At 64.2% G+C, this 12,419-nt stretch carries 12 protein-coding genes; 4 read left to right on the forward strand and 8 right to left on the reverse strand.

Features of this window, described 5'->3' with window-relative positions:
* Positions 1-46: 46 nt before the first annotated feature.
* The 4 genes from AC58D2_RS11140 to AC58D2_RS11155 are packed head-to-tail and all read right to left on the reverse strand — an operon-like array spanning position 47 to position 4,946.
* A complete protein-coding gene (locus tag AC58D2_RS11140; protein WP_497390246.1) occupies positions 47-778 on the reverse strand; it encodes an N-formylglutamate amidohydrolase in 732 nt (243 codons plus the stop codon).
* Positions 775-1,614 carry a 4-(cytidine 5'-diphospho)-2-C-methyl-D-erythritol kinase gene (locus tag AC58D2_RS11145; RefSeq protein WP_497390248.1) on the reverse strand — a complete coding sequence of 280 codons (840 nt, stop codon included), beginning with the start codon at positions 1,612-1,614 and terminating at the stop codon, positions 775-777. Before AC58D2_RS11145 ends, AC58D2_RS11140 begins: the two co-directional genes overlap by 4 nt.
* Positions 1,615-1,624: 10 nt before the next feature.
* Entirely contained in the window at positions 1,625-3,232 is a 1,608-nt protein-coding gene (locus AC58D2_RS11150) for a tetratricopeptide repeat protein (RefSeq protein ID WP_497390250.1), read from the reverse strand.
* A 58-nt stretch (positions 3,233-3,290) separates the two neighbouring features.
* Positions 3,291-4,946: an electron transfer flavoprotein-ubiquinone oxidoreductase gene (locus AC58D2_RS11155; RefSeq protein WP_497390252.1), complete on the reverse strand. Its 1,656-nt coding sequence runs from the start codon at positions 4,944-4,946 to the stop codon at positions 3,291-3,293.
* Between the two features lie 118 nt (positions 4,947-5,064).
* Between AC58D2_RS11155 and AC58D2_RS11160 the strand changes: the two genes are divergently transcribed.
* The 4 genes from AC58D2_RS11160 to AC58D2_RS11175 all read left to right on the forward strand — a co-directional run bounded on the left by AC58D2_RS11160 (position 5,065) and on the right by AC58D2_RS11175 (position 9,527).
* Entirely contained in the window at positions 5,065-5,850 is a 786-nt protein-coding gene (locus AC58D2_RS11160) for a uracil-DNA glycosylase family protein (RefSeq protein ID WP_497390254.1), read from the forward strand.
* A gap of 3 nt (positions 5,851-5,853) precedes the next feature.
* On the forward strand, positions 5,854-7,620 hold the full coding sequence (locus tag AC58D2_RS11165) for a lytic transglycosylase domain-containing protein (RefSeq protein ID WP_497390256.1): 1,767 nt from the start codon (positions 5,854-5,856) through the stop codon (positions 7,618-7,620).
* Complete coding sequence (gene moaB / locus AC58D2_RS11170; protein WP_497390258.1) at positions 7,610-8,134, forward strand: molybdenum cofactor biosynthesis protein B; 525 nt, start codon at positions 7,610-7,612, stop codon at positions 8,132-8,134. The genes AC58D2_RS11165 and moaB overlap by 11 nt, the downstream gene beginning before the upstream one ends.
* A gap of 565 nt (positions 8,135-8,699) precedes the next feature.
* Positions 8,700-9,527, forward strand: coding sequence for an alpha/beta fold hydrolase (locus AC58D2_RS11175; protein WP_497390260.1), 828 nt, complete (start codon positions 8,700-8,702; stop codon positions 9,525-9,527).
* Positions 9,528-9,643: 116 nt separating this feature from the next.
* On the opposite strand, the gene AC58D2_RS11180 is transcribed toward AC58D2_RS11175, so the two are convergent.
* From AC58D2_RS11180 to AC58D2_RS11195, 4 genes are all read right to left on the reverse strand, one after another.
* The gene (locus tag AC58D2_RS11180; RefSeq protein WP_497390262.1) at positions 9,644-10,378 is read right to left on the reverse strand and encodes an IclR family transcriptional regulator; all 735 of its coding nucleotides are present in this window, start codon (positions 10,376-10,378) and stop codon (positions 9,644-9,646) included.
* A 117-nt stretch (positions 10,379-10,495) separates the two neighbouring features.
* A complete protein-coding gene (locus AC58D2_RS11185) occupies positions 10,496-11,659 on the reverse strand; it encodes an acyl-CoA dehydrogenase family protein (protein WP_497390264.1) in 1,164 nt (387 codons plus the stop codon).
* Positions 11,656-12,051, reverse strand: a complete 396-nt coding sequence (locus AC58D2_RS11190; protein ID WP_497390266.1) for a DUF7508 domain-containing protein — start codon at positions 12,049-12,051, stop codon at positions 11,656-11,658. Before AC58D2_RS11190 ends, AC58D2_RS11185 begins: the two co-directional genes overlap by 4 nt.
* Entirely contained in the window at positions 12,012-12,416 is a 405-nt protein-coding gene (locus tag AC58D2_RS11195) for a hotdog family protein (protein WP_497390268.1), read from the reverse strand. The genes AC58D2_RS11190 and AC58D2_RS11195 overlap by 40 nt, the downstream gene beginning before the upstream one ends.
* Between the last annotated feature and the right edge of the window lie 3 nt (positions 12,417-12,419).

Consider the following 12,419-nt stretch of genomic DNA (forward strand, 5'->3'; position numbering starts at 1 on the left):
GATAATATTATTTCATAAACTGGCGATCAAGAGCGCGTCTACACCGCTATCGGGGGAGATTCAACGCCGCCGTCCGCAACGCGCGCGCGAGGTGCTTCGCAAAGGTCGACTGGCGGGCGCCATTGTCGACGAGATCCTGCCGCATTTCGACCCCGATATAGGGGATTCCATTGGCCTCGGCGTGGCGGTTCATCGTGGCGTTGAGCAACGTGCCCGAATAGGGTCGCTGGTCACCGACGATCAGCCCTTCGCCCTCCAGAGCGCCGATGACCGGCGGGACGAGGCGCGCGTCGCGGTTATAGAGGACACCGACCTCCCACGGCCGATCCTGGTCGGGATCGCTCGCCAGGCGCGGCGTAAAGCTGTGCAGCGAGAGGATCATTGCGGGCCGCCTGGCGTCGATCGTTGCCGCGATATGATCGTGATAAGGATGAAAAAACCGGTCGAGCCGTGCCGCCCGGCCCGCGGCATCGAGCGCATTGCCGGGGATCGGATGGCCGTCGCTGACAAGGGGGATTATGCCCGGCGCATCCTCCTCCCGGTTGCAGTCGACGACGAGCCGCGACACGCCGGCAAGGATCGCGCAGTCGACGGCCCCGGCCCCGACGAGCAATTCCGCCACCTCCGAAACGCCGATATCGATCGCGATATGCTCGCGAAGCAGGCGCTCATCGATGCCCAGATCGATATCGGGCGGGACATGGTTCGACGCATGATCGCCGATCAGCAGGACTCCCCCGGCCCGTGCCTGCCCCAGATCGCGCCACGCTTCGCTCATCGCAATACCCCGGCCATCGTCCACCACCCGGGATGCGTACGCGCGAGATGCGCGGCAGCCGCGTCGCGCTCGGCGGCGGCGTCGAACAAGGCAAAGCAGGTCGCCCCCGATCCCGACATGCGGGCAAGCCAGGGGCCAAGCCCTCCCAATTCGGTCAGGATGTCGGCGATGGCCGGACATTGCGCGATAGCGGGACGTTGCAGGTCGTTCCGGGCCGCCAGCAATTGCGCGCGCGAGTCGGCGCCTGCGAACAGGGGACCGCGATCGATCCCGCTCCACGCCGCGAACACCGGACCGGTCGCGACGGGCGACCGCGGATTGACGAGCAGCACCGGCGTGCCGTCGAGCGCCAGTTCGGGGACCCGATGGAGTTCGGCTCCCGTCCCGACACCGAAACAGGTTTCGCTCACCACACAGGCTGCGATATCCGCGCCCAGCGGGCTCACCAGATGCGCGAGAGCGGCATCGCCGATCTCGGGAAGGAAATGCCGCCGGACGAGCCGCGCCGTCGCCGCCGCGTCGGCCGATCCACCGCCCAGCCCGGCGGCGATCGGCAGGCTCTTCGTCAGACCGATCGCAAGCGTCGGAACCCGGGCACTTCCGTAACGATCGCGAAGCAGCGACAGGGTGCGCAATACCAGATTGTCCGCTCCGGTCCCCAACTCCGCGGCGAACTCTCCCGAAATCGTCAGCCTGTCGGCACCGGCGATCTCGACGACCAGCGAATCCCCCCGATCGACGAAAGCGAACAGCGTCTCGATATCGTGATAGCCGTCCCCCCGGCGCCCGCGCACATGAAGGGCCAGGTTGATCTTTGCCCAGGCGGTTTCCTGCATGTCCTGAACCTCAGGGAGCGAGGGTTGCGGGCGTCAGGCCGTCGCGAAGCTTGGCCTCGAGCCGCGTCGCCATATCCGCATCGGCCACGAGCGCCGCGGCGCGCCACACATAACGCGCCGAAAACTTTCGCCCGACCTTCCAATAGGCGTCGCCCAGATGTTCGACGATGACGGCATTTTCGGGATCGCCGCGCTGGGCGCGCTCGAGCAACGGCACCGCATCGCCGACGCGACCGGTCAACAGATACGCCCAACCCAGCGAGTCGGTGATGCTCGGGTCCTGGGGCTGCTGCTTCCAGGCCGCCTCTATTCGCGCCAGCGATTCATCGACGTTACGGCGACGCTCAAGCGCCGAATAGCCCGCGAAGTTCAGGATGGCCGGATCGTTCGGCCGCAGCGCAAGGGCCTGCTCAATCAACGGTTCGGCCTTTGCCCAATCGTCCGCGCGAAGCGCAAGGTCGGCCTCCGCCACCAGAATTGTCGCGTGCAAGGCCCGGTCGTTCTCGCTGTCGCCCAGCGCCTGTGCGAGCCGCGCATAGGCCCGCGCTGCCGCGTCTGTATCGTCCGACTGACGCGCGACATCGGCGAAACGGATCAACAGGCTGCGCGGCGCGGAGCCGTCCGCCACGGCGCTTTCGGCAAGGCGTACCGCCTCCTGCCGATCGTCCATCTTGGCCAGCAGTTCGGCGCGACGCATTACGAGCACCGGCGGCAGGTCGCCGTCTTTCGGCGAGAGGAGCGCGAGCGCCGCGCCGGTCCGGTCGCTGCGATCGAGTGCCTCGACCATCGTCGTGCGAACCTGCCAGTCGTCGGAATCGAGCCACCAGGCGGCGCGCGCAAAGAGGAGCGGCACCTCCGGGCTGCTCTGCGGAATCCGGGCCAGGCCGTCGGCCAGCAGGCCAAGCCAGTGCGCGACGCCCGCCCTTGGCGTCGTCACCGGCTGATCGGGCAGCAACAGCAGCGGGTCCTCCCGCTCCCCCGCCGCGAGGGCGATCCGGGCGCGCAGCCGGTCGGCTTCGCGGCCCCGTCGCAGCCCATCGAGCGATGCCGCGACGCGCAGCGCCACCAACTGGCTGGTGCGGTCGGTCAGCTTGATCGTGCCGAGAAGCGCGATGGCATCATCCGGCCGCCGCGCAGCCAGTTCGACAAGCACGGCTTCGAGTTGCAAGGCGGGCTGGGGCTTGTTCGCGGGAAACGCCGCAAGCAAGGGGCCTTCCGGCCGGCGTTCGCGAGCGCCGACATCGGTCCACGACGCGATTGCCGGCGCGATCATCCTGGATATCACGTCGACGCCGGCCTTGTCCTGCCGCCCCTGCATATAGGCGCGCACGGATTTCCAGTCCGACCGGCGCAGCGCATCGACCACGAGCACCAACTGCGCATCGAAGCGCCGATTTCCGCTCTCCCACAGCGCGGCGGCGGAATCGCGCGCGGCATCGAGGTCGCCCGCCGCAATCGCCTGTTCGAGCATCTTGCCGCGCAGGCCGGGAAGGTCGGGAGCATGGCTCGATACCGTCGTCAGCGCCGCCAGCGCCGCCGCCGGGTCGCCAGCGTGCTCCGCCATGCGTGCACGGACGAACGCATCGAGCGCCGTCTCGCCATTGTCCGCCGCCTGCACGGGCACCGCCGTCAGAACCGAGGCCGCAAGCAGCGACAGAGCGGCGGATCGAACGGTCTTACATATTCGGGTAATTGGGACCTCCGCCGCCTTCGGGAGTGACCCAGTTGATATTCTGGGTCGGATCCTTGATGTCGCAGGTCTTGCAATGCACGCAGTTCTGCGCGTTGATGACGAACTTCGGATCGCCCTCGTCCTCGCCGACCACCTCATAAACCCCTGCCGGACAGTAACGCTGCGCGGGCTCGTCATAGAGCGGCAGATTATATTCGATCGGGATCGACGGGTCCTTGAGCTGCAGGTGGCAGGGCTGGTCTTCCTCGTGATTGGTGTTCGAAAGGAACACCGACGAAAGGCGGTCGAAGGTCAGCACGCCATCGGCCTTCGGATAATCCGGCTTCGGCATCATATCGGCGCGATACAGCGTCGTATTGTCGGGATGATGCTTCATCGTGAACGGCATGCGGATACCGAAATTTTCAAGCCACATCGTGATGCCGGACAGGATCGTGCCAGCCATGTCGCCGTATTTTTCCACGAGCGGCAGCACGTTGCGGACGATGCCGAGTTCCTTCTTCACCCAGCTTTCGTCATAAGCGGCCTGATACGCCTCCAGCGTATCGCCGGCGCGCCCGGCGGTCACGGCGGCAAAGGCCGCCTCGCCCGCCATCATGCCCGATTTCATCGCCGTATGCGTGCCCTTGATCCGCGGCACGTTCAGGAAGCCCGCGCTGTCGCCGATCAGCGCGCCGCCCGGAAAAACGAGCTTCGGCACCGACTGATAGCCGCCGTCGCTGATCGCCCGCGCGCCATAGGACACGCGCTTGCCGCCCTTCAGAATCTTCGCGATCTCGGGGTGCGTCTTCCACTTCTGCATCTCCTGAAAGGGGGAGATGTGCGGGTTGCGATAGTTGAGCCAAGTCACGAAACCCAGTGCAACCTGTCCGTTGGCCTGGTGGTAGAGGAAGCCGCCGCCGTTCGCGTTGGCGTCGAGCGGCCAGCCCTGCGTATGGATCACGCGGCCGGGCGCATGGTTTCCGGGATCGATGTCCCACAATTCCTTGACCCCCAGGCCATAGACCTGCGGTTCGCAATCGGCGTCGAGTGCGAATTGCGGTTTCAACTGCTTGGTCAGATGACCGCGCACGCCTTCGCCGAAGAAGGTATATTTCGCGTGGAGTTCGAGCCCGGGGGCATAGTCCGGCTTGTGGCTGCCATCGCGGGCCACGCCCATGTCGCCCGTCGCGACGCCTTTGACCGAACCATCGTCGTTGTAGAGGATTTCCGCTGCGGGGAATCCGGGGAATATCTCGACCCCCAAGCCCTCGGCCTGTTCGGCAAGCCAGCGGCAGAGATTGCCAAGGCTACCCGTATAGGTGCCCTTGTTGTGCATGAAGCCCGGCGAGATGAATTCGGGCAGGCCGAACTTCTTCTTCTTGCTCAGGATCCAATGCTGGTTGTCGTTGACCGGCACCTCGGCAAGCGGGCAGCCGGACTCGCGCCACTCGGGGAGCAACTCGTCGAGCGATTTCGGATCGACGACCGCCCCCGAAAGGATGTGCGCCCCGACTTCGGACCCTTTTTCGAGGATGCACACCGACACGTCATTGCCCGCTTCGGCCGCAAGCTGCTTGATGCGGATCGCCGCCGAGAGACCAGCCGGCCCCGCGCCTACGATGACCACGTCATAGGGCATCGATTCCCGTTCGCTCACCGATAATACCTTTCTGCCGTCCCCGCGCCGATCATTCACCGCAACCGGCGCTCATTCTGTCACGAATTGCGATGCCCGCCAATTGACGTATCCGTCAACTCCTGTCTCAAACAAATTGATGGGTGGGCAGAATTCAGCCTTGTTGGCGCAAAGCTATTGCGACTGGTGGTCGCTCGCGGGTGTCGATGCCCTGGTGGGCGAGACGCCGGCCGGTTGGCTGACTCCGCCACCGGCGAACGACCCGCCCTCGAAGACGGGTCCCCTCGCCGCCCCCGAACCCGAGCCGATTCCGCTTCCCGCCGCGCTACAGCGACAGGCGCCCGCCCAGAAGAGCGAACCCGCGGGGCCGGTCGAATTGCCCCGCGAATGGGCGGCGTTTCGGGCGTGGCTGGCCGACCACCCCGACGTGCCCGGCAGTCAGTGGGACGCCCGCCGCGTCCTTCCGGTCGGCGACGTCGGCGCGCCGCTGATGCTGCTTACGGCGTGGCCCGAAATCGACGATCAGCGCGACGGCGAACTTTTCGTCGGACCGGCAGGTCAGCTTCTGGACGCCATGCTGCGGGCGATCGGCATGCAGCGTGCCGATTGCTACCTCGCCCCCCTCGCGGTCACGCGCCCACCCGGCGGACGCTGCGACGCGGCCGAGGCGGAGGCGCTCGACCGCCTGCTCTGGCACCACCTGACCCTTGCCAATCCGCAGCGCCTGCTGCTGATCGGTAGCGACATCGTTCGGATGGCGACGAAGACAGCCCTTCCCGATGCGCGCGGAAGGTTACTCGAAATTAACCATCAAGGCGGCAAGGTGGCGGCGGTGGCAGTCGCAAGCCCTGCGATGCTGCTCGCCAGGCCGGCGCACAAGGCAGCCGCCTGGGATAGCCTGAAACTGTTCAACCGGGGACGTTGACAGATGTTTAAATCGACCGTGACGCTGACCGCTTCACTTTTCATCGCCGCAGTCGCGGCGCCTTTTCCTGCGATGGCGGCCGATGCCGATCCCGCCATGAGCTTCGCGCCGCAGACGGTACCCGACATTCTCTCGTCGAAAGAGAAGCAATTTTATTCGCAGGTTCTCGCCGCAATCCGCGGGCAGCGCTGGGCCGATGCCCAGACATTGCTGGCGCAATCGAAGGACGGCCCCCTCGACGATTTCCTGCGTGCCGAATATTGGCTCGCGGCAAACAGCCCGCGCGCCGAGGTATCGGACCTGATGCCGATCCTGTCCCGGTCACCCTGGCTGCCGCAGGCGGCGCAACTCGGCCGCCTCGCCACCAGGCGGGGTGCGACCGATCTGCCGTCGCTTCCGACCGAAATCTCTTTGTCCTGGTCGGGCAGTGCGCCGCGCCGGCTGGGTGCCGATTCGGTGAGCGATCCCTTTGCATCCGGCCTCGCCAGCAGCATTCCCGACCGCATCAAGAATGACGACCCGGCAGGCGCCGAGGCGCTCCTCAACGCGGTCATCGACAAGCTCAGCCCCGACGCCCGCGCCGAATGGACGCAAAAGGTCGCCTGGTCCTATTATATCGAGAACGACGACGCGAACGCGCTGCGGCTTGCGCGCGATTGCACCGGCGGCCGCGGCGCTTGGTCGACCCAGGGGGCCTGGGTGGAAGGGCTCGCCTCGTGGCGGACGCAGGATTATCGCGGCGCGCTCGTTGCTTTCGACCGGGTCGCTCGCGAGGCGCCCGACAGCGAGTTGCGCGCCGCGGGCTATTATTGGTCGGCCCGCGCGGCGATCGCCGCCGGCCAGCCCGAACTCGTCCAGCCGCGCCTGCGCGCCGCGGCCGCCAATCAGGAAACGCTTTACGGACTGCTTGCGGTCGAAACGCTGGGTGAAGAACCGACGAGCCAGCGCGAGAACCTGCGTCCGGACCGCAGCGCGTGGCGGGCATTGGAGAAGCAGCCGAATGTCCGCGCGGCGATGGCGCTCGCCGAGATCGGCGAGGACGGCTACGCCGGGGAGGCGTTGCGCTATCAGGCCAAGATCGGCGACCCGAGCCAGCACGAGCAACTGATCGGCATCGCCGAGGCGCTGAGCCTGCCCGAAACGCAGCTTTGGCTTGCTCACAATACGCCCCAGGGCCGCCGCCTCGCAGCCTCGACACGCTATCCCCAGCCGAAATGGGAACCTGTCGGTGGCTGGAAGGTCGATCCCGCGCTCGTGTTCGCCCACACGCTTCAGGAATCGCGCTTTCAGCGCACCGTGGTCAGCGCGGCGGGCGCCTATGGCCTGATGCAGGTCCGCCCCGGCACCGCGAGCGACATCGCGCGCTGGGATGGCGACAAGATCAAGGCCGCGCTCAGCGATCTGAAAACCCCGTCGGTGAACATGGATCTCGGCCAGCGATACCTGCAATATCTGAGCCGTGAATCGGCCACCGGGGGCCTGCTGCCAAAGGTCATCGCGGCCTATAATGCCGGCCCCGCGCCCGTCGCGCGCTGGGAGACCGAAGTCCACGACAACAACGACCCGCTGCTCTATATGGAATCGATCCCTTATTGGGAGACGCGCGGCTATGTCGGCACCGTGCTGCGCAATTACTGGATGTACGAAGCGCAGCAGGGCAAGCCGTCAGACAGCCGCGCTGCGCTGGCGCAGGGCAAATGGCCGCGCTTTCCCGATGGCAAGGATCGCGTGCGGCTGACCTGGGCGGGCGGCCTCGGCCATGCCGATTGACGAAAGCCGGGCATTCAAGCCGGTTCGTATCGCGATCCTGACGATCTCCGACAGCCGTAGCGCGGCCGAGGACAGATCAGGCGACACACTCGAGGAACTGTTGACCGGCGCGGGCCATATCCTCGCCGCGCGCGCGATCATAAAGGACGAGGTCGACCTGATCGTCTCGCGTCTCCACAACTGGATCGACGATCCAGAGGTCGATGCGGTGATCACGACCGGCGGCACCGGCCTCACCGGCCGCGACGTCACGCCCGAGGCGCTGCATCGCCTCGACGGCAAGGACATTCCGGGCTTTGGCGAGCTGTTCCGCTGGCTCAGCTATCAGACGATCGGCACCTCGACGATCCAGTCGCGCGCCTGCGCGGTCGTCGCGCGCGGCACCTATATCTTTGCGTTGCCTGGCTCGACCGGCGCGGTGAAGGATGCGTGGGAGGGCATATTGTCGACCCAGCTCGACAGCCGGCACCGCCCCTGCAACTTCGTCGAGTTGATGCCGCGGTTGACCGAATAGGCCAAATTCACTTCGTCATCCCTGCGAAAGCGGGGGCCCAGAGCGACTCAGCGCACGCCTAGATGGCTGAACTGGGTTCCCGCTTTCCCGGGCACACCGATGTTATAACTCGCTTGAACTTGTCATTTGAAGTTTTTCCGAAGGCAAAGAATGGCGCCTTTGCGCCTGTTTTCGGTCGTTCAGGTACCAATTTGCGATCCCGAAAGGCGGTCTCGCTCGCTCAAGGCGCTGAGTATCCGGCCGAGGGGTTTCCGGCTGGCATCAGCAATTGCGTGCCCACCGCTGCCGACCTATGCGGAATGAGCCAAGAGACCTTCATTAGCGTGAACAAGGCCTGACTGAATTCCATTGGCTTTCATTGCGCCCGGATCAATCGAATAGCCAACATCTTCTGGCTTTGATCAAAGTGTCATGATCCTGGAACGATCGCTTGGAAAGCTGGCAGGATTCCTTATGCGTGGTCGTTTGATAGGGTCATCGATGAACCCGTGCATGCATGAGGAGAAGTGTGCCAGTGATTACACGGCCTCCATTTAGCGTGTTGTCCAAAGGGTCTCCAATCCCGGTGTTGACGCCCGATGGCATAAACATAGCGGCTTACGAATGGGGCAATCCAAATGGGTCGGAACTCTTGTTCGTCCACGGTTTCTCGCAAAGCTATCTCGCGTTCAGCAAACAGTTCTGCAGCGAGCTTGCCGAGCATTTTCGTATCATTGCCTTTGACTTGCGCGGGCATGGCGAGTCGGACAAGCCGACATCGCAGGAAGCCTATTCGGATGGCCGTCGGTGGGCTGACGACGTCGCCGCCGTTATCAAATCCGCCCAACTGACCAATCCCTATCTCATCGGATGGTCGCTGGGCGGCCGCGTGGTAGCACAATATCTCGACGTGTATGGCGATCATGCATTAGCGGGCGTCATTCTCGTCGGCGCCCGGGCGGCGGCCCCTTCGCCTTCCAGTTTTTTTGGCGTGGGCGCTGCAGCGCTGCCCCAAATGCTAGCCTTGGAGAGCGACGACAATATCCAGGCGACGATCCGGTTCCTTCACGAATGCTTCGAACAGCAACCATCCGCCAACGATTTTGCCTACATGTTGGCCTATAATATGCTGACTCCACCCTATGTCCGCCGGGGCATTCAAGCGTGGCATGGGGTGTTCAATGATGTGATGAAGCGCATCGAGGTGCCGACATTGGTCGTACACGGCACCGAAGATCGGATCGTCGCGAGAGACGCCGCCGAGTTCACGACCTCATTGATCGCTGGGAGCAAGCTGGTTTGGATCGAGGGTGCCGGTCACTCTCCATTTTGGGAAAACCCTGATGCGTTCAACGCAGAAATCCGATTGTTCGCCAGTTCGGCGCAAGCGTCGCAACTGAACCCGAAACAATGAATCGTCGATTGAAAATCTCAGGATTCTCATCACTCATGTCGCGACCTGAACGGGGTTCGTCTATGTTGCTTTCGCGATCGATGCGTTAGAGCCGTCCGCGCAGCCGCGAGATTTCATCATGCATTGAGCAGATCGTTTATCTGGGCACTGGCGGTTAAGACGGCGAGAGCGGCCTGAGGAATATTTTCATCGGGGAGCCGTTCGCTAGGTACCACCAAGGCGAGAGCGCCGAGCGGTGCCAGGTTGCGTACGCCGATCGCGCAGGCCACACTATTGATACCGCGCGTCCAGCCGCTGCGGCTGACCGCATAGCCCTGATCCCGAATGACCGCGAACTCATCCATCAGCGCGGCACGGTCAAGCTTCTTCGCCTCGGGCACCGTGGCGATGATCTGATCGAGCAATGCCTCGGCGTCAGGGTGGTGCGCAAGAATAACCTTTCCCGCCGCAGTAAAGGCGGCAGGCGCTCTTCCGCCTTCGCGCTGCGACACCCGTAATGGATTACTTGACTGGATACGATCGATATAGATGACGTCGGAATCGACGAGGCGAGCCAGCACCACGGTCTCGCCCGTCGCCTGATGTAGCTGTTGCAGAAAGGCCGACCCGGCGCGCTTGACGGGATCGCGATTGGCGATCAGCGAACCGAGTTCGAACAGCTTGATGCTGGCTACGTAGCGCCCCGAATCCAACTCCTTCACCGCATAGTCTTCTTCGATCAGGCTCTGGAGCAGTCGATGGATGTTGCTCTTCGGCAAATCGAATTCGCGTGCGAGGTCCGACAGGCGCTGAGCGCCATTCCGGGCGAGATAGTCCAGGATGCGCAGCGTTCGTAATACGGCTGGTGTCATGAAGTTGCACGGCCATCGGCAAGGAAGAATAGCGGAGAGAGGCTCACGATAGTCATGCGACGACGCTAGCCCGTCGGATGAAGCCAGTCCAGCGTCGGCCGCATGACGCGAGGGCCATCAACCGGCGACCTTCCCGAGCAGGTCGCGAGCGATGATCATCTTCTGCACTTCCGTGGGTCCTTCGCCGATGCGGCGAATGCGCAATTCGCGATACCAGCGCTCGAGCGGCAACTCCTTGCTGACGCCGAGTCCGCCGTGGATCTGGATCGCGCGGTCGACGACCCGGCCGGCCGCCTCGGTGGCCACGATCTTGGCGACCGCCGCTTCGGTGCGGAACGATTCGCCGGCATCGGCCTTGGCGGCCGCAGCCAGTACCAGCAGGCGCGCGCTGCGTAGATCGATTTCATTCTCTACCAGCATCCATTGGATGCCTTGGTGCTCGGCGAGACGTTTGCCGAAGGTTTCACGGATCTTGGCGTAATCGATCGCCATGCGATGCGCGACCTCGGCGACACCGATGCATTGCGCGGCATAGGGAATGCGCTGCGCGCTGAGCCGATCGTTGGCGAGCGCGAAGCCCTTGCCGGCTTCCCCAAGTCGCTGCGCATCGGACACCCGCACGTCGTCAAACGACATCTCCGTCGCATAATGGGCCGACCGCAGCGTGTGGACAACGCGTCGCACCTGGAAACCGGGCGTATCGGTATCGACAATGAAAGCGGTGATTCCCTCCCGGCCCTCTCCGGTACGTGTGAAAATGATGCCATAGTCGGCATCGTCGGCACCGCTGATCCACAGCTTTGCCCCGTTGATGACCCAATCGTCCCCGCTGCGCACGGCGCGCGTGCGGATCGCCCGGGCAGGGTCGCTGCCGCCACTCGGCTCGCTGAGACCGAAGAAGCCGCGCTTTTCGCCTCTCAGCGTCGGATAGAGATAACGCTCCTTCTGGTCGTCGGTCGCTTCATAAAGCTGGGCGAGACCAGCGCCGCCGAACACGCCGTAGCAGGCGGTGTATAGGCCCCCGCGATGCTGTGTCATTTCCATGGCGAGCAGCGCGCGTGTCGTGACGTCGAGACCCGGTCCGCCAAACTCCTCCGGGATGTCCATGCCATACAGGCCGAGATCCTGAACCTTCTTCTTCAGCCGGGCATAGTCGGCGGGTTTCAACTCGCTGGCATCGGGGTCGAGATCGGCTTCGAGCGGCACGATCTCCTCGCGGACGAAACGCCGGACGACGTCGATCAGCGCCTGCTGCTCCTGGGTGGGTGTAAAATCGATCATGATCGTGTTTCCTCAGATTGCGGACCAAGACGGCCAAGCGCGAATGCGTCCTCGGCGGGATTGAGCGGGGGCAGCACGCCATGCCGGGACCGGTGGTCCATCAGCAATTCCTTCCACCGCGAAATATATTGCATGTTCAACTCGACGCGGAATTGCGTCCCCTGCCCGGCATATCCGGCCAGATAGTCGCCCAGTGCGGAACGCAGGCCGAACAGCGACCGCCCGCCGGCATAGCCGATATAGAGTGTGCTTCCGTCCGCATCGCCGATTTCATAGACGCCAAGCGTCGCGGGCAGATCGGCGATCGCCGCCTCCGTCAACGGCCGCCAGGCCTCTCGGATGCCGAGCCCGCTCACGAACGCCGCCGCACCGTTGCGGTGCCCTCCAGGCATGTTTCACCATCCTGATTTGTCTCGGTCATGGAGAGATGCAGCGTCCGTCCAGAGTCCGCGACAGCGGTGATGGCCGCCGATGCCGTCAGCGTGTCCCCCGCGACGGCTGAGCGCGTGATGCGATAGTCGACCTGAGCAATCGTCCAGTCGGGGCCCAGTCCCTCGGTCAGCGCCCTGAGGGCGTTCGCCGCGTGCAGATGGGAATGGACGACCAGCCCCCGATGCCCCTCATGCTCGGCCCAATCGCGGTCGAAGTGGATACGGTGCCCGTTCCAGGTCACCGCGCTATAGCGGAACAGTTGCAGCGCGGTCGGCTGCATGGTCACGTCGGGAAGGCGATCCCCGATCTCGTGCGTGTCGTTCATCGG

The organism is Sphingopyxis sp. CR5 (assembly GCF_059693785.1).